General features: G+C 69.1%; 18 protein-coding genes. 7 read left to right on the forward strand and 11 right to left on the reverse strand.

Features of this window, described 5'->3' with window-relative positions:
- Positions 1–85: 85 nt before the first annotated feature.
- Positions 86–850, reverse strand: a complete 765-nt coding sequence (uppS, locus tag AB0F43_RS24125) for a polyprenyl diphosphate synthase (RefSeq protein WP_360480872.1) — start codon at positions 848–850, stop codon at positions 86–88.
- Positions 850–1,926, reverse strand: a complete 1,077-nt coding sequence (locus tag AB0F43_RS24130) for an ATP-dependent DNA ligase (protein WP_360482042.1) — start codon at positions 1,924–1,926, stop codon at positions 850–852. Before AB0F43_RS24130 ends, uppS begins: the two co-directional genes overlap by 1 nt.
- Positions 1,927–2,109: 183 nt before the next feature.
- Here AB0F43_RS24130 and AB0F43_RS24135 point away from each other — a divergent pair, with 183 nt between their 5' ends.
- Genes AB0F43_RS24135 through AB0F43_RS24150 form a run of 4 tightly spaced genes read left to right on the forward strand, consistent with a single transcriptional unit; the run spans position 2,110 to position 3,753 of the window.
- Complete coding sequence (locus tag AB0F43_RS24135; protein ID WP_360480874.1) at positions 2,110–2,646, forward strand: DUF1707 and FHA domain-containing protein; 537 nt, start codon at positions 2,110–2,112, stop codon at positions 2,644–2,646.
- 38 nt (positions 2,647–2,684) lie between these two features.
- Positions 2,685–3,002, forward strand: a complete 318-nt coding sequence (locus AB0F43_RS24140) for a hypothetical protein (RefSeq protein WP_360480877.1) — start codon at positions 2,685–2,687, stop codon at positions 3,000–3,002.
- On the forward strand, positions 2,999–3,424 hold the full coding sequence (locus AB0F43_RS24145; protein ID WP_360480880.1) for a MerR family transcriptional regulator: 426 nt from the start codon (positions 2,999–3,001) through the stop codon (positions 3,422–3,424). Before AB0F43_RS24140 ends, AB0F43_RS24145 begins: the two co-directional genes overlap by 4 nt.
- Complete coding sequence (locus tag AB0F43_RS24150; protein WP_360480883.1) at positions 3,421–3,753, forward strand: YnfA family protein; 333 nt, start codon at positions 3,421–3,423, stop codon at positions 3,751–3,753. Before AB0F43_RS24145 ends, AB0F43_RS24150 begins: the two co-directional genes overlap by 4 nt.
- Before the next feature lie 60 nt (positions 3,754–3,813).
- On the opposite strand, the gene AB0F43_RS24155 is transcribed toward AB0F43_RS24150, so the two are convergent.
- From AB0F43_RS24155 to AB0F43_RS24165, 3 genes are read right to left on the reverse strand one after another with little or no spacing between them, the layout of a single operon-like run.
- Complete coding sequence (locus AB0F43_RS24155; RefSeq protein ID WP_360480885.1) at positions 3,814–4,788, reverse strand: zinc-binding dehydrogenase; 975 nt, start codon at positions 4,786–4,788, stop codon at positions 3,814–3,816.
- A 40-nt stretch (positions 4,789–4,828) separates the two neighbouring features.
- Positions 4,829–6,181: a GH1 family beta-glucosidase gene (locus AB0F43_RS24160; RefSeq protein ID WP_360480887.1), complete on the reverse strand. Its 1,353-nt coding sequence runs from the start codon at positions 6,179–6,181 to the stop codon at positions 4,829–4,831.
- Complete coding sequence (locus AB0F43_RS24165; protein WP_360480890.1) at positions 6,178–7,125, reverse strand: aldo/keto reductase; 948 nt, start codon at positions 7,123–7,125, stop codon at positions 6,178–6,180. Before AB0F43_RS24165 ends, AB0F43_RS24160 begins: the two co-directional genes overlap by 4 nt.
- 79 nt (positions 7,126–7,204) lie before the next feature.
- Here AB0F43_RS24165 and zapE point away from each other — a divergent pair, with 79 nt between their 5' ends.
- Together zapE and AB0F43_RS24175 are read left to right on the forward strand one after the other, a co-directional pair.
- Positions 7,205–8,230: a cell division protein ZapE gene (gene zapE / locus AB0F43_RS24170; protein ID WP_360480893.1), complete on the forward strand. Its 1,026-nt coding sequence runs from the start codon at positions 7,205–7,207 to the stop codon at positions 8,228–8,230.
- Positions 8,231–8,283: 53 nt separating this feature from the next.
- Positions 8,284–9,138: a polyphosphate kinase 2 family protein gene (locus tag AB0F43_RS24175; protein ID WP_360480896.1), complete on the forward strand. Its 855-nt coding sequence runs from the start codon at positions 8,284–8,286 to the stop codon at positions 9,136–9,138.
- A gap of 4 nt (positions 9,139–9,142) precedes the next feature.
- On the opposite strand, the gene AB0F43_RS24180 is transcribed toward AB0F43_RS24175, so the two are convergent.
- Together AB0F43_RS24180 and AB0F43_RS24185 are read right to left on the reverse strand one after the other, a co-directional pair.
- Entirely contained in the window at positions 9,143–10,234 is a 1,092-nt protein-coding gene (locus tag AB0F43_RS24180) for a Clp protease N-terminal domain-containing protein (protein WP_360480899.1), read from the reverse strand.
- Positions 10,234–10,461: a ribbon-helix-helix protein, CopG family gene (locus tag AB0F43_RS24185; protein ID WP_360480902.1), complete on the reverse strand. Its 228-nt coding sequence runs from the start codon at positions 10,459–10,461 to the stop codon at positions 10,234–10,236. The genes AB0F43_RS24180 and AB0F43_RS24185 overlap by 1 nt, the downstream gene beginning before the upstream one ends.
- 45 nt (positions 10,462–10,506) lie before the next feature.
- Here AB0F43_RS24185 and solA point away from each other — a divergent pair, with 45 nt between their 5' ends.
- Entirely contained in the window at positions 10,507–11,640 is a 1,134-nt protein-coding gene (gene solA / locus AB0F43_RS24190; RefSeq protein ID WP_360480905.1) for an N-methyl-L-tryptophan oxidase, read from the forward strand.
- On the opposite strand, the gene AB0F43_RS24195 is transcribed toward solA, so the two are convergent.
- The 4 genes from AB0F43_RS24195 to AB0F43_RS24210 are packed head-to-tail and all read right to left on the reverse strand — an operon-like array spanning position 11,637 to position 15,347.
- Positions 11,637–12,431: a sirohydrochlorin chelatase gene (locus AB0F43_RS24195; protein ID WP_360480908.1), complete on the reverse strand. Its 795-nt coding sequence runs from the start codon at positions 12,429–12,431 to the stop codon at positions 11,637–11,639. The two genes, solA and AB0F43_RS24195, sit on opposite strands and share 4 nt — an antisense overlap.
- On the reverse strand, positions 12,428–13,726 hold the full coding sequence (locus AB0F43_RS24200; protein WP_360480911.1) for a GTP-binding protein: 1,299 nt from the start codon (positions 13,724–13,726) through the stop codon (positions 12,428–12,430). Before AB0F43_RS24200 ends, AB0F43_RS24195 begins: the two co-directional genes overlap by 4 nt.
- Positions 13,726–14,664 carry a sulfate adenylyltransferase subunit CysD gene (gene cysD, locus AB0F43_RS24205; RefSeq protein ID WP_360480914.1) on the reverse strand — a complete coding sequence of 313 codons (939 nt, stop codon included), beginning with the start codon at positions 14,662–14,664 and terminating at the stop codon, positions 13,726–13,728. Before cysD ends, AB0F43_RS24200 begins: the two co-directional genes overlap by 1 nt.
- On the reverse strand, positions 14,661–15,347 hold the full coding sequence (locus AB0F43_RS24210) for a phosphoadenylyl-sulfate reductase (RefSeq protein ID WP_360480917.1): 687 nt from the start codon (positions 15,345–15,347) through the stop codon (positions 14,661–14,663). The genes cysD and AB0F43_RS24210 overlap by 4 nt, the downstream gene beginning before the upstream one ends.
- Between the last annotated feature and the right edge of the window lie 53 nt (positions 15,348–15,400).

Below are 15,400 nucleotides of genomic sequence, written 5' to 3' on the forward strand. Positions count from 1 at the left end.
TCCGGTTCGTACCAGTCGGTATACCCCCATGATGCCCCCGCGGAACCCTCTTGGCGGCCATCTGGGGCCAACACTTTCGGCGACCTCAACTGTATCGATTCAGCCGCCGTCGTCCGTAGGTTCGGAGGGCTCGCAACAGGTCGATCTCGCGGAACGCCGGCCAGTAGAGATCGCAGAACGCGATCTCCGACCCGGTCGTCTGCCAGAGCAGGAAGTCCGACATCCGCAGCTCACCGCTGGTCCTGATCACCAGCTCGGGATCGGCCAGCTCGGGAAGGTAAAGATGCCGCCGGATGTCGTCCTCGCTCAGTCCTGCCGCGACCTCCGTCAACGACTGCCCGGACACCGCGGCCTCGTCCAGCATCCCGCGTACGGCGTCGACGACCTCACCACGACCGCTGTACCCGATCGCGATGGTCAGATCGCCCGCATCGACTCGATCCCGGGTCGCCTCGACCGCCTCCTTCAGGGCGAGGGCCGTTGACGAGGGCAATAGATCCAGCTGCCCCGCGACATGCAGTCGCCACCGGTGATCCCGGCGTACCTGGTCGGCGATGACCGTCTCCACGAGGCGCATGAGGTAGTCGACCTCGGCCGAGTCCCGCCGCCGGATGTTGTCCGCCGACGCCACCCACGCGGTGACACAGCGGATCCCGGCCTCGCCGCACCAGCCCAGGAACAGGTCCAGGTGCTCGGCGCCGAACCGGTGACCCATCCGGACGTCGTCGTACCCGGCCTGTCGTGCCCATCGCCGGTTGCCGTCCATCACGATCGCGACGTGCCGCGGCATCGGCAGACCGCCCAGTTGTCGCCGCAGCACGCGGGTGTAGAGCCGGTAGAGCGGCCCCATCAGCTCGTTGCGCTGGTCAGTACGTCGGCCAGGTCGAACTTCACCGGCTCCTCGAGTTGCTCGTAGGTGCAGGACTCCGGCGTACGGTCCGGGCGCCAGCGAACGAACTGCGCGGTGTGCCGGAAGCGGATGCCTTCCATGTGGTCATAGCGAACCTCGACCACCAACTCCGGCCGCAGCGGTACGAACGACAGGTCCTTGCCGGCCTGCCACCGGCTGCCTTCCGCGTTGCGCGGCGTACGGACGCCTTCCTCCTGCTTGGCCCACGCCCACGGATGGTCGTCGAACGTGGTGACGAGTGGCTGCATCTCCTCGAAGAGCTCCTTGCGCCGTTCCAGCGGGAAGGCGCCGATCACGCCGACGCTGGCGAGTGTGCCGTCCTCGTTGTAGAGGCCGAGCAGCAGCGAGCCGATCCGGTCCGGCCCGCTCTTGTGCAGGCGGTATCCGGCGACCACGCAGTCAGCGGTGCGCTCCGGCTTCACCTTGAACATGACCCGCTTGTCCGGCTGGTAGGTGCCGTCGAGCGGCTTCGCGATCAGCCCGTCCAGGCCGGCCCCCTCGAACTGCTCGAACCACTGCCCGGCGGTGGTGTGGTCGGTCGTCGCCGGGGTGAGGTGGATCGGCGCCTCGACGTCGGCGAGCGCTTCGAGGAGAGCGGTACGACGTTCGCTGAACGGGCGCTCGGTGTAGTCGTCGTCACCGAGCGCCAGCAGGTCGAAGGCGACGAACCGGGCCGGGGTCTTCTCGGCCAGCATGTTCACCCGGCTCGCCGCCGGGTGGATCCGCTGCTGCAGCGCCTCGAAGTCGAGCCTGACGCCGGACTCGCCGATCACGATGATCTCGCCGTCGATCGCACACCGCTCGGGCAGGTTCGCCTTCACCGCCTCGACCAGTTCGGGGAAGTACCGGGTCATCGGCTTCTCGTTCCGGCTGCCGATCTCCACCTCGTCCCCGTCCCGGAAGATGATCGAGCGGAACCCGTCCCACTTCGGCTCGTAGCTCAGGTCGCCGCGGGGGATCTCCTTGACGGGCTTCGCCAGCATCGGTTTCACCGGCGGCATGATCGGCAGTCGCATCTCGTCATTCTCACCCACCGGCAGTCCTCCTTCCAGGACCGCAACCCGAGCGCCCAAGACCGCACCTTGAGAACCCACCGACCACTTTCGAGGCCGACAGGTGGTTGGTGGGTTCTCAAGGTCGAAGGAGAGGGCTGGAGAGTGTGGTGGACAGTGGCCCTGGGTGGCGCTGACAATTCGGAGATGACATCGGTGCCGGTGCAGGGGGCGCGTCCGTCGGACGCGGAGCGCGACCGGGCGCTGGCGATTCTGCGCGACGGCGCCGGTTCGGGGCGGCTGTCGCACGACACCTTCATCCGGCGGATGACCTTCGTTCTGCGAGCCCAGAGCCGCGGTGAGCTTGCCGCCGCGACCCGCGACCTGCCCCGGGACGAACCACGGGTGGTCGCGTGGGTCCGCGGCGTGCTGGCTCGCGTTCCGCGGCTCACCGTCGTACCCCCGCCGGTGCGGCTTCCCGGTCTCGCACTCCCGCCCGCGGGCTCGGCGACGGTCCGGATCGGCCGCGGTCCGGGCGCGACGCTGCGAATGGCGGACATCTCGGTGTCCCGCTTCCATGCCGAGCTCCGGCACGTCGGCGACGGCTGGATGCTGCGCGACCTGGGCTCCATGAATGGCACCTTCCTGAACGGCCTGCGCATCACCACCCCGGTGCGCGTCCGCGCCGGCGACCACGTCCGCTTCGGTGCCGTCGCCTATCTGCTCACCTGGGCCGATCAGTAGTTGCATCCTGTACCCAGGTACGGGTTTACCGTCGAATCATGAGTACGACGAACTGGGCCACGGAGGCCTGCACCTTGCCGACGGCCGATCAGCCGCTCCGCGTCGCGGAGTTCGACGCGCTGTTTGCCGAGCACCTGAAAGGCGCCGCCCGCGTCAATCCGACCACGCTCGACCTGTCTCTCGCGGCCGAGGCGCACGCGAGCGCGGCCGACCTGACCGCCCGTGAGACCGAGTGCTGCTCGTTCTTCCGCTTCGAGCTCACTCCGCTCGGCGACGACCGGTTGCGCCTCCGCATCGGCGTGCCGCCCGCGCACGTCGGCGTACTGGATGCTTTGAGCGCGCGGCTGCCGCGATGACCAGCCTCCGCTCCGGGCAGGTCGCGGCCGCGGCGGGCGTGAACCTGCAGACACTCCGGTACTACGAACGCCGCGGGCTGATCGAAGAGCCGGTCCGCAGCCTCGGCGGGCATCGGCTCTACCCGGAGGAAGCGGTCACCACCTTGCGGGTGATCAAGGCCGCTCAGCGACTCGGCTTCACCCTCACCGAGGTGGCGGGATTGCTGGACGCCGCCAGGCATCGGCATCGTCTCGGCGAGGGAGCCGGGCTTCAGGCGCACGCTCGGGAGAAGCTGGCGGACGTGGAAGCCAAGATCGCCGACCTGACCGTGATCGCCGAGAGCCTGCGCGCCGGCATCGCCGCCGGCTGCGACGACTTCGAAACCTGCGCCGGCAACCCGGACTGCCCGTTGCCGTTCACCGACCTGGCCGCTCACTCGTGACGGTGCTGCGATCGGTGCTGCTGTTCGTCCTGGCGGCACTCGCGGAGATCGGCGGTGCCTGGCTCGTCTGGCAGGGCTGGCGGGAGCATCGCGGGATCTGGTGGATCGCGGGCGGCGTGATCGCGCTCGGCGCCTACGGCTTCGTGGCGACCTTCCAGCCGGACCCGCACTTCGGCCGGATCCTGGCCGCGTACGGCGGTGTCTTCGTGGCCGGATCGCTCGCCTGGGGCATGCTCGTCGACAGGTTCCGCCCTGACCGCTGGGACCTCCTCGGCGCCGCCATCTGCTTGTTCGGCGTTGCCGTGATCATGTACGCGCCGAGGGATTGACCAATCGACCACGGCCGGCTGGGCCCCGGATCGACATGGGCGATCCGGGGCCAGTCTCGGTCAGGGCAGCAGGACGACCTTGCCGGTGGTCGCCCGGGACTCCAGGGCTCTGTGCGCCTGAGCCGCCTCCGCCAGTGGGAAGGTGGTGGTCAGGGCCCTCCAGCGGCCGGAGAAAGTCTCTTCCAAGGCGGTCGCTTCCAGGGCGCGGAGTCTCGGCATCATCTTCGGGCCGATCGCCCAGATCGCGGACAGGCCGCGGGCCATCAGGTCGTCGGTGGCCAGCTGGATCGGGCCGCCACCGGACCAGCCAAACATCAGCAACCGGCCACCGAGGCCGAGCAGTTCGAAGGCCCGCTGACCGTTCTCGCCGCCGACACCGTCGAACAGGACCGTGATGGCCCGATCGCCCAGCTCGGCCTTGAGCAGGGTCGGCCAGTCCGGGTCCCGGTAGTCGACGGCGTACTGCGCGCCAAGGTCGTGGACCAGCCGAACCTTCTCCGGGCCGCCGGCCAGACCGATCACCGTCGCGCCGATGTTGCGCGCCGCCTGGACCAGGTAGCTGCCGATCCCACCGGCAGCCGCGGTGATCAGTACGACGTCGTCCGCCGACAGTTGCGCCTGCGACAGGATCCCGGCGGTCGTGCGACCGGTCCCGATCGCGGCGACCGCCTGTGCCGCGTCGACATGGCCGGGAAGTTCGTACAGCGACTCCACCTTGGCCACCGCGAGTTCGGCGTACCCGCCCGGCATCATGCCGAGGTGCACCACCACCCGCTTGCCGATCCAGGCCTCGTCCACCTGAGGTCCTACGGCTTCGACCCGGCCGGCGACCTCGCGGCCGGGGATGGTCGGGAGCTCCGGCACGGGGATCGGCCCGCCGCCGCCGGCGCCGGATCGCAGAGCCGTGTCGATCAGGTGGACTCCGGCCGCCTCCACCCGGATCAGCACCTGCTCCTCACCGGGCACCGGATCCGGAGCCTCCTCGTAGCGCAGATTCTCGGCCGGTCCGAACTCGTGCAGTCTGATTGTCTTCACAGCCGGAAACGCTAGAACCTCAATGACACTTGAGGTCAAGTCACGAGGTGAGGAACTCCTGCAGCCAGCGGCCGCTCTTCTTCACGATCCGCTGCTGGCTCGCGTAGTCGACGTACACGATCCCGAACCGGCGGCTGAATCCGAACGCCCATTCGAAGTTGTCCAGCAGCGACCAGGCGAAGTACCCCTTCAGCGGTAGCCCTTCGGCCACCAGTTCGCGGCACACCGCGATGTGCTGCTCCAGATAGGCCTGCCGATCGTGGTCCTCGACGGTCCCGTCCGCGGTCAGTTCGTCCGGGTACGCCGCACCGTTCTCCGTCACGTACAACGGCAGGTCGGGCGCGAGTTTGTTGATCGAGACCAGGATGTCGCGCAAGCCGCTCGCCTGGACCGGCCAGCCCATCTGGGTCTTCGGAAGACCGGTGTCAACGGCAACGATGTTCTCACTGCCCGGCTGCGTGGTCGGCTCGCCCGGCGACGAGATCGGCCCATCCGGCGCGGCGACGGTGGTCGGGCAGTAGTAGTTCACGCCGACGAAGTCCAGTGGCGCACCGATCACCGGCAGGTCGGCCTCGAACTGCGCGAACCAGTCGGTCATCCCGGTGTCCTCGAGCACGTCGGCCGGATACTTGCCGGCCAGCAACGGCTCCAGGAACAGCCTGTTCCGCAACCCATCGACCCGCCGCGCGGCGTCGCGGTCCGCGGCCGAGTCCGATGCGGCGTGGATCGGCGCCGGGTTGAGGGCGATGCCGTAGGAGCCCTCGGGGCAGCGGATGGCTTCGAGCGCCAGCCCGTGCCCGAGCAGCAGGTGATGCGCTGCCTTCAGCGCGTCGGCGCCGACCGTCCGTCCCGGCGCGTGCTCGCCGCTGCCGTAGCCGAGGAAGGCCGAGCACCACGGCTCGTTCAGCGTCATCCAGTTCTTGACCACGTCGGAGAGTGCCGCGTGCGTGACGGCCGCGTAGTCGCGAAACCGCTCGGCCGTGTCGCGCACCAACCAGCCGCCCGCGTCCTCGAGCGGTTGCGGCAGGTCCCAGTGGTAGAGCGTCGCGTACGGCGTGACGCCGTACTCCAGGCAGGTCTCGGCGAGACGCCGGTAGAACGCGAGGCCGGCCGGGTTGGTGACAGTCGAGCCCGACGGGATGATCCGCGGCCACGCGATCGAGAACCGGTATGCCTTCAGCCCGAGGTCGGCGAGCAGCCGGAGGTCCTCGGCGAACCGGTGGTAGTGGTCGTCGGCGACGTCCCCGGTGGCGCCGTCGGCGATCGTGCCGGGAGTGTGCGCGAAGGTGTCCCAGATGCTCGGACCGCGCCCGTCCACGGAGACCGCTCCCTCCACCTGGTACGACGCTGTCGCCGCACCCCAGGTGAATCCGGGTGGGAAGCCGTTCGTCACGATGTCTCCTTCAGACCCTCGACCCAGTACCGCCGTTCGGGCAGGAGGCTACCTAACCGGTTAAGAAGCTCGTCAGGCAGGTCCACTTCCAGGGCAGTGAGCAGTGCGTCCACCCGGGCCGGCTTGCTGATGCCGACGATGGTCCCGGCGATGTCGGGGTTGTCGGTGGAGTGCCGGAGCGCGGCGGTGGCGAGGTCGACGCCGTACTCGCGGCAGGCCTTGTCCATCTCCTGCACGGCGGCCAGTACGGCGGGCTGGGCCTCGCGGTACGCGTACTTCGTGGAGCCCTGCGGGTTCGCGAGGATCCCGCCGCCGTAGATCGCGGCGTTGACCACGCCGAGCCCGTCGGCGACCGCGCGGCGGAACAGGTCGCCCGCCGAGTGGTCGACCAGGCTCCAGCGGTTGTGCACCAGCAGCACCTCGAAGCCACCCAGGGCGAGGTAGCGAGCGAGCTCGCGGGTGTTGCCGCCGGCCAGGCCGACATGGCCGATCTCGCCGTCCGCGCGCAGTTGCATCAGGGTGTCGACGGCATCACGCATCATGTCGAAGTCGTGGAACTCCGGATCGTGCAGATACACCAGCGGCAGGTCGTCCAGCCCGAGTCGCTCCTTGCTCTCCGCGACGCTCGCCCGGACCCGCGCACCGGAGTAGTCCTTGCCGCGGGCGTCGACCTTGGTCGCGACCAGGAAGCCGTCGGGCAGTCCGCCGTACTCCTTGATGGCCTGGCCGATCCGCAGCTCGCTCTCGCCGTCGCCGTACCCGTTGGAGGTGTCGATCCACGTCAGTGGGCTGTCGAACACGCGCAGCACCAGGTCGACCGCTTCCCGCCGTGTCACGTCGTACCCGAAGATCGCGGGCATGCCTGCGATCCCGCTGCCGCCGGCGCAGACGGCGGAGACGGTGAGGCCGGTGGATCCGAGGGGCCGTAGCCAGTCCTTGTTCATGCCTCAGACCCTACGGCGAACGCCCGTGGGCCCGCCGGGCCCGAGTGAATGCTGGGACGGGCCGCTTAGGGTTGGGCGCATGGTGATTCGGTTGAGTGAGCGGTGGCCGGACGTTAGCTCGGAGCGGCTGCTGTCCGAGTGCGTGCCACCGCCGCGCTTCGCCGACGTGCGTTTCTCCACCTATCGTCCGGCACCGGACGAGCCCTCACAGGCGGCTGCGCTGGCGGTGCTGACGGAGCGAGCCACAGTGCTGGCCGAGCCGCGGCAGGAACCCAGTCTGTGGTCGCGCCTGCGCGGACGCGGTACGCCGACCACCCGCAAGCCGGGCGTCTACCTCGACGGCGGGTTCGGTGTCGGCAAGACGCACCTGCTCGCGTCACTGTGGCACGAGGCGACCGGGCCGAAGATGTACTGCACCTTCGTCGAGCTCACCAACCTCGTCGGTGCTCTCGGTCTCCGCGCCGCCGTCGAGGCCCTGTCGTCGTACCGGCTGATCTGCATCGACGAGTTCGAGCTGGACGATCCGGGCGACACGATGCTGATCTCACGGCTGCTGGCACAGCTGGTCGCGGCCGGGGTCGATCTGGCGGCCACGTCGAACACGCTGCCCGACAAACTGGGGGAGGGCCGCTTCCAGGCGATCGACTTCCTCCGCGAGATCCAGGCCCTGGCCGCGCACTTCGACGTACGCCGTATCGACGGGCCGGACTACCGTCACCGCGGTCTGCCGGTCGCGCCTGACCCGTGGCCGGACGACAAGGTGGACGCCACGGCCGCCGAGCGCACCAACGCCTCGTGTGATCACTTCGTCGATCTGCACCGCCACCTCGCCGAGTTGCACCCCAGCAAATACGGCGCCCTGCTCGACGGCGTCGACACTGTCGCCATCACCGACATCCGCCCGCTGACCGACGAGAACGTAGCCCTCCGCCTGGTCGTGCTGGCCGACCGGATGTACGACCGCAACCTGCCCTTGCTGGCCGGGGGCGTTCCGTTGGACCAGCTCTTCTCCGCGGACATGCTCAAGGGCGGTTATCGCAAGAAGTACCTCAGAGCCCTCTCCCGCCTGATCGCACTCGCGAACACCGGCATGCAACCCACATAGTTGTTGCCGCGACGGCGAAAGCGCCAACCGCAGGGATGAGGCAGGATGGGCGGATGGCGAAGGAGAAGAAGAGCCCGGGGCTGCTCGAGCAGTTGCGGGTGCCGTCGGGGCCGGTCGATCTGAGCAAGTACGACACGCGCGCGACGCCCGGGTTCACCGGTACCAAGGACGAGGGCAAGGTCGCGCTGGAGAGCCTCGGCGCCGAGGTGTCCGACTGGCAGGAGCGTCTGTACGCCGAAGGCCTCAAGGACGGGCATCGCAGTGTGCTGCTCGTGCTGCAGGGTATGGACACGTCCGGCAAGGGCGGTGTGATCCGGCATGGTGCGGGCCTGATGGATCCGCAGGGCCTGAAGATCACCTCGTTCAAGGCGCCGACGCCGGCGGAGAAGCGACGCGGCTTCCTGTGGCGGATCCGGCAGGCGCTGCCAGGCCCCGGCATGATCGGGATCTTCGACCGGTCGCACTACGAGGACGTGCTGATCGCGCGGGTGCGCGACCTGGTCGCGCCCCCGGTGTGGAACCGGCGCTACGGCCAGATCAACGACTTCGAGTCCGAGCTCGCGGCGAACGGTGTCATGCTGCTGAAGTGTTTCCTGCACATCTCGCCGGAGGAGCAGAAGCTCCGGTTGCAGGCGCGCCTGGACGACTCGACCAAGCACTGGAAGTACAACCCGGGCGACGTCGATGAGCGCAAACTCTGGCCGGCCTACACCGAGGCGTACGAGGCCGCGCTGGAGCGATGCAACAGCCCCGAGGCCCCGTGGCTGGTGATCCCCAGCGACCGCAAGTGGTACCGCAACTGGGCCGTCACCACCATCCTCCTCGAGACCCTGAAGACCCTTGACCCGCAGTGGCCGACCGCGGACTTCGACGTGGCCACGGAGAAGGGTCGCCTCGCCGCCACCTGACGTGTCAGCTGTCGGGGTCGATGTCGTGGCGGCGCAGGAGGGCGCGCAGTTCGGCCACCTGCTCGTGCAGGCGCTCGTTCTCCTCGAGTACGGCGTTGAGCTCGGCGATCAGGTGGTGACGGCGGCCGAAGGTCGGCCACGTGGCGGCAGCCTCGTCGGTGAGGTAGTCGGAGACGGCTGCTTCGGCCCGCTGGCGGTACTCGATCCGCTGCTCGACCTTGCGCCGTATGTCGTCCAGGTCACCGCCGAGCTTCATCAGGATCTGGGCGGCGACCCCTTCGCCGTCGCGGAGCAGACCGAGGAGCAGGTGCTCGGTCTCGAGGTGCTCGACGCCGAGCCGGCGTGCTTCCTGGTACGCGTGCTCCAGCGTGCTCTTGGCGCGCGGGGTGAACGGGATCGTGCCGGCACTGCTCTGCCCGGCACCGCGGCCGATGATCTCCACCACCAACTCGCGAACGGCCGGCGCCGAGATGCCCATCCCGGCCAAGATCTTCGCCCCGCGGCCGTGCCGCTCTTCGATCGCGCCAAGGAGCAGATGCTCGGTCCCGATGAAGTTGTGCTGCAGACCGCGTGCCTCCTCCTGCGCCAGCACAATCACCTGCCGCGCCCGGTCGCTGAACTTCTCGAACATGCCAACATCCCTCCACATCGCGTCGCTCAGGGAGGCGATCTCGTCCTCGAGCCGCAGTTCCATCCTGAGGTGGTCCTGCAGTTCCTCGGTGGTGATCCGCTCCGGCTTCAGCCGAGCCTGGATGAACTCGGTGACCTCGGCTGGAGTGGCCTCGTCTGCGGTGATCCGGTCCAGCAACTCGTCCCATTCCTCGACCGGCTCCAGCCGCAGGTCCGCCCGGTTGACGGCGACGAACTGCAGGACGACCGCGAGCGTCACCACCCGGTTCGCCCCGTGGAACGCTCGCGCCCGGATCAGCCCGGCCAGCAACATCCCCGCCGCCCCGGGCAGCCCACTGGTACGTCGTACGTCGGCCAGCACCCGATCGACCGCGTCGACGTCGGTACGGCGTACCGCGTCGTCGGAGTCGCACCGCAGGACCCGAGCCGCCACCGCGAGCACGTCGTACTGGTCGAGGAATTGCATCAGTCATCTCCGCGGAGGCGGCGCAGGGACTCCTCGTGGCGGACCAGGTTCTCGTCGAGCAGGCGGCTGAACCGGCGGTCCTGCCGCCGCTGGTCCACCAGCGCCGCGATCGCCTCCCGCGCCACGTCCGACACGGACCGCCCCTCGACCGAAGCCACCGTCTGCAACCGCTCGGCCAGCTCCGGATCCAGCCGCAACAGGATGTTCTTGGTCGCGTCCTTCGCCATAGCTAACAAGATATCACGCTATCAACTACTCGATAAGGTGACTGAGTGCAGAGCTTGCGAGCGGATGTCGTGGTGGTGGGGTTGGGCGCGTTCGGGTCGGCTGCGTTGTGGCGGCTGGCGGCGCGCGGAGTCGACGTGGTGGGGATCGAGCGGCAGGGGATCGGGCATCCGTTCGGGTCGTCACACGGCAGTACGCGGTTGTTCAGGGTTGCCTGCATGGAGCATCCGGGGCTGACGCCGATCGCCCAGAAGTCGCTGCAGTTGTGGACCGAGCTGGGGGAGCGGACTGGTGAGGTCTACGTCCGGCAGACCGGCTCGCTGAACGTCGGAGCGCCGGACAGCCACCCGGTCAGCGGCGCACGGCGAGCCGCGGCGGAGGCGGGCGCCTCGACCGCGGAGCTGAGCCACGATGAGCTGACGAGCAGGTTTCCGCAGTACCACGTGGCTGGCGAAGACGTTGCGGTGTGGGACCCAGGAGCGGGCATCTGCTATGCCGAGCCGACCGTCCGCGCACACGTCGCAGAGGCCCAGCGACTAGGCGCCACAGTCTTCCCGCACACGATGGTCACCACGATCGATCTCAGCTCCGGCAGCGTGACGGTCCGGACGCCGACGATCGACATCCAAGCCGAGCAGGTCGTCGTGTGCGCAGGTGCCTGGCTGGGCAAGCTCGTCCCCGGTCTGCCGCTGTCACCGCGTCGTACGCCGCTGTTCTGGTTCCAGCCCAAGGACCTCGCCTCGGACGCGTTCCGGTTGGAGAACTTCCCGTCGTTCATCTGGGAGTTCCCGGACGGCCGCGGCCTGTGGGGGCACGGTTCCGACGAGGACTTCGGGGTCAAGGTCGGCCTCGACGGAGCCAAGCGGTCCAGGGACTTCGATCCCGACGAGCTGGACCGCTACATCCACCCGCGGGAGGACATCGCCGAGCTGGCTGCCGCGATCGCGAGCTCGTTTCCTGATCTCGATCCGGAGCCGGTGAAGGTGATCCCGTGCATGGTCACCGACTCACCCGACGGTCAGTTCCTGGTCGGCCGACGCGACGAGCGTCTCGTGATCGCCGGTGGCGACAGCGGCCACGGCTTCAAGCACTGTGCCGGCATCGGTGAGCTGCTGGCACAGCTCACAACGAAGGAGGCGCCATACACTGACGCCTCCTTCGTCGACCCGATGCGTTACTAGGCCGTGCGGACAAGCTCCGCGCGTACGACGGTCGGTCGCGGCGCCGGCGCCAGAGTGAGGAGGTCGAGGCCGGCGACGCCGTACCGCAGCAGCACGAGCCGGGCGACCTCAGCGCTCACACCCAGGGGCCGCGAGACCGCGACAGCACCAGCCCGACGGGCCGTCGACTCCGCGCGGTCCGGCAGCACGCCCGGCGCGAGGAAGAGCGAACCGACAGCCACGTGACGGCGGCCCTCGAGACGCCACTGCAGGACGGCTTCGGCCGGAGACGGCGACGCGGCGCAGGTGAACGCGGCCGTCACCGGCAGCTTGTGCCGCTGACCCCACAGCCGTGCGAGCCGTGTGACGCTCGCGTTCGCCTGCGAGTCGCTCGAACCGGCGCACGCCAGCACCAGCGCGTCCAGCTCCCGCACCCGGCCGTCCTTGAGCTCGGCCCGCATCCGGCGGTCCAGTACGTCGAGCAGCGACTCGTCGTACCCGAGCACGTCCGAAGCGATGATCCGCAGCGACGGGAACCGGCTGCGCGCCTCGTCGACGACGGCCGGAACGTCGATCCGCGCGTGGTACGCCGACGACAGCAGCAGCGGCAGGATGACGACTTCCTCCACACCCTCGGCGGCGAGCTTGCCGATCACCTGGTACGGCGTGGGCGGGCAGTGGTCGAGGAAGGAGGCTTCGATCCGCAGGTCGTCACGCTGGTCGCGCAGGCACTTGACGAGCGAGTGGACGGTGGCGGCCGAGCGCGGGTCACGGCTGCCGTGGGCGAGGATCACGAGCGCTGGAGCAGTCACAGCAGTTCCCCTTCTTCGTCGTCGATCATGCCGGCCGCGAGCGTCCACCCGTCGTGGGCGTCGATCAGCAGGAACGATCCGGTGATGGCGTTGCTGGAGTACGGGTCGGCGGCCAGCGGTGCGGCGACCTTGAGCTGCACCTTGCCGATGTCGTTCAGGTCGAGCCCGGCGGCGTCGATGACTCCGAGCGTGTCCAGGTCCAGCGCGCCGTTGATCTTGGTCACGATGGCCTGGGCGGTGGTGGTGGTGTGCTTGATCAGCAGCCGGGCGCCCACGGTCAGCGGGCGGTCGGACAGCCAGCACACCGTGGCGGCCAGTTCCCGGCGGGTGCCGGGGGAGGCCTCCGCCGCGACGATCACCGAGCCGCGGGCCACGTCGATGTCGTCGGCCAGCCGAACGGTGACGGCCTCGCCGGCCACCGCGGACGGCCGCTCCGCGACCGCGGTGGTGGTGGCGGTGACGACGGGCTTGTCGATCCCGGCGACCGACGTACGGCGCCCGGCCGGCAGCACGATCACCTCGTCGCCGACCGAAACGGTGCCGGAGGCAACGGTCCCGGTGTAGCCGCGGTAGTCGCGGTACTCGTCGTCGGTCTGCGGGCGGATCACGTACTGGACCGGGAACCGCAGCGGCTGGTCCGAGTTGTCGATCCGGCCGGTCGCGTTCTCCAGGTACTCCAGCAGCGTCGGGCCGTCGTACCAGGCGGTCTCGGCGGACCGCTCGACCACGTTGTCGCCGACCAGTGCGGACACCGGAATGGCGTGCACGTCGGCGATCCCGAGCTGGTCGGCGAGCTGGGCGACGTCCTTGGCGATCCCGGTGAAGACGGCCTCGTCGTACCCGACGAGGTCGATCTTGTTCACCGCGAGGACGACGTGCGGCACCCGGAGCAGACCGGCGACCGCCAGGTGCCGGCGGGTCTGCTCCAGGACGCCGTGCCGCGCGTCGACCAGGATGATCACCACATCCGCGGTGGACGCGCCGGTCACGGTGTTGCGGGTGTACTGCACGTGCCCGGGGCAGTCCGCCAGGATGAACGAGCGCTTGTCGGTGGCGAAGTACCGGTAGGCGACGTCGATCGTGATGCCCTGCTCACGCTCGGCCCGCAGACCGTCGGTGAGCAGCGCGAAGTCGAAGTCACCGCCACGGGCTTCGGAGACCGTCTGCACGTGGGCGATCTGGTCGGCCAGGATCGCCTTGCAGTCGTGCAGCAGGCGCCCGACCAGGGTGGACTTCCCGTCGTCGACGGAGCCGGCGGTGGCGAGACGTAAAAGCGTGTGCTCAGCAGCGCCCATCAGAAGTACCCCTCTCGCTTGCGGTCTTCCATCGCGGCCTCGCTGACCCGGTCGTCGGCCCGGGTGGCGCCGCGCTCGGTGAGTTCGCTGGCCGCGACTTCCACGACCACCTCGGCCGCGGACGACGCGGTCGAGGCGACGGCTCCGGTGCAGGACATGTCGCCGACGGTGCGGTAGCGCACCACCCGCTTCGAGACGCTCTCGCCGTCGCGCGGCTGCGAGTAGGGGCCGACGGCAAGCAACATGCCGTCGCGCTCGAACACCTCCCGCTCGTGGGCGTAGTAGATGCCCGGCAGCGGGATCTGCTCGCGCTCGATGTAGTTCCAGACGTCCAGCTCGGTCCAGTTCGACAGCGGGAACACCCGGACGTGCTCACCCGGCCGGTGCTTGCCGTTGTAGAGCGACCACAGCTCGGGCCGCTGGTTGCGCGGGTCCCACTGGCCGAACTCGTCGCGCAGGCTGAAGATCCGCTCCTTCGCCCGGGCCCGCTCCTCGTCGCGGCGGCCGCCGCCGAACACCGCGTCGAACCGGTGCCCGTTGATCGCGTCGAGCAACGGGATCGTCTGCAGCGGGTTGCGGGTCCCGTCCGACCGCTCGCGCAGCCGGCCGTCGGCGATGTACTCCTCGACACTCGCGACCTCGAGCCGCAGACCGAGTGACTTCACGACCGAGTCGCGGTAGTCGAGGACCTCCGGGAAGTTGTGCCCGGTGTCGACGTGCAGCAGCGCGAACGGCACCCCGGCCGGCGCGAACGCCTTCCGGGCCAGGTGCAGCATGACGATCGAGTCCTTGCCACCGGAGAACAGGATCACCGGGCGCTCGAACTCGGCCGCCACCTCGCGGAACACGAAGATGGATTCACTCTCGAGGGCGTCCAGTTCGGTCACCGTCTGCGTGGTGCTCAGGATCGCCTCCGGGGCATCAAGTGTGGTGGTCATGTGTGGAGCCCGCATTCGACCTTGCCGGTGCCGGCCCAGCGGCCGCTGCGCGGGTCTTCACCGGGTGCGACGCGCTGGGTGCACGGTTCGCAGCCGATGGACGGATAGCCGTCGTACTGGAGCAGGTTCACCAGTACGCCGTTGTCCGAGATGTAGGCGTCCAGGTCTTCCTGCGTCCACGGGGCGATCGGGTTGAGCTTGACCATGTCGCGCTTGGCGTCGTACTCGACCACCGGGGTGTTCGCCCGGGTCGGCGCCTCCTCGCGGCGGATGCCGGTCACCCAGGCTTTGTAGCCGGACAGGTAGCGGTTCAGCGGCTCGACCTTGCGGAGCGCGCAGCACTGGTCGGGCCGGCGGGAGTAGAGCTTCTCGCCGTACTCGGCGTCCTGCTCCGCGACCGTCTGCTTCGGGGTGGCGTTGATCAGGTTGATCGGCAGCGTCGCCGCCACCGCATCGCGGGTGCCGATGGTCTCGGCGAAGTGGTAGCCCGTGTCGATGAACAGGACGTCGACACCTGGGGCCGCCTCGGCCGCGAGGCGGGGGAGTGCCCCGTCTGCCATCGAGGCGGTCACCACCAGTTCGTCACCGAAGGTCTCCCGCGCCCACGCCAGCACTTCCTGCGCCGAGGCGTCGGCTAGTCGTTCGTTCGCCTCCTCGGCGAGCGTCTTCAAGTCCGTACTCATTCCACCGTCACCCGCAGTCCGATCATCTTCAGCTGGAACACCCGTGCACACGG

Origin of the sequence: Kribbella sp. NPDC023972, from assembly GCF_040639075.1 — a bacterium.
Taxonomy (GTDB): Bacteria; Actinomycetota; Actinomycetes; order Propionibacteriales; family Kribbellaceae; genus Kribbella.

What these genes read in the sequence shown, in the direction of transcription:
- AB0F43_RS24175 (WP_360480896.1), top strand. Translation starts at nt 8,284, where the DNA reads ATGGCGAAGGAGAAGAAGAGCCCGGGGCTGCTCGAGCAGTTGCGGGTG.
- AB0F43_RS24180 (WP_360480899.1), bottom strand. Translation starts at nt 10,234, where the DNA reads ATGCAATTCCTCGACCAGTACGACGTGCTCGCGGTGGCGGCTCGGGTC.
- cysD (WP_360480914.1), bottom strand. Translation starts at nt 14,664, where the DNA reads ATGACCACCACACTTGATGCCCCGGAGGCGATCCTGAGCACCACGCAG.
- AB0F43_RS24165 (WP_360480890.1), bottom strand. Translation starts at nt 7,125, where the DNA reads ATGAACAAGGACTGGCTACGGCCCCTCGGATCCACCGGCCTCACCGTC.
- AB0F43_RS24130 (WP_360482042.1), bottom strand. Translation starts at nt 1,926, where the DNA reads ATGCGACTGCCGATCATGCCGCCGGTGAAACCGATGCTGGCGAAGCCC.
- zapE (WP_360480893.1), top strand. Translation starts at nt 7,205, where the DNA reads ATGGTGATTCGGTTGAGTGAGCGGTGGCCGGACGTTAGCTCGGAGCGG.
- AB0F43_RS24200 (WP_360480911.1), bottom strand. Translation starts at nt 13,726, where the DNA reads ATGGGCGCTGCTGAGCACACGCTTTTACGTCTCGCCACCGCCGGCTCC.
- uppS (WP_360480872.1), bottom strand. Translation starts at nt 850, where the DNA reads ATGGGGCCGCTCTACCGGCTCTACACCCGCGTGCTGCGGCGACAACTG.
- AB0F43_RS24210 (WP_360480917.1), bottom strand. Translation starts at nt 15,347, where the DNA reads ATGAGTACGGACTTGAAGACGCTCGCCGAGGAGGCGAACGAACGACTA.
- AB0F43_RS24140 (WP_360480877.1), top strand. Translation starts at nt 2,685, where the DNA reads ATGAGTACGACGAACTGGGCCACGGAGGCCTGCACCTTGCCGACGGCC.
- AB0F43_RS24135 (WP_360480874.1), top strand. Translation starts at nt 2,110, where the DNA reads ATGACATCGGTGCCGGTGCAGGGGGCGCGTCCGTCGGACGCGGAGCGC.
- AB0F43_RS24185 (WP_360480902.1), bottom strand. Translation starts at nt 10,461, where the DNA reads ATGGCGAAGGACGCGACCAAGAACATCCTGTTGCGGCTGGATCCGGAG.
- AB0F43_RS24145 (WP_360480880.1), top strand. Translation starts at nt 2,999, where the DNA reads ATGACCAGCCTCCGCTCCGGGCAGGTCGCGGCCGCGGCGGGCGTGAAC.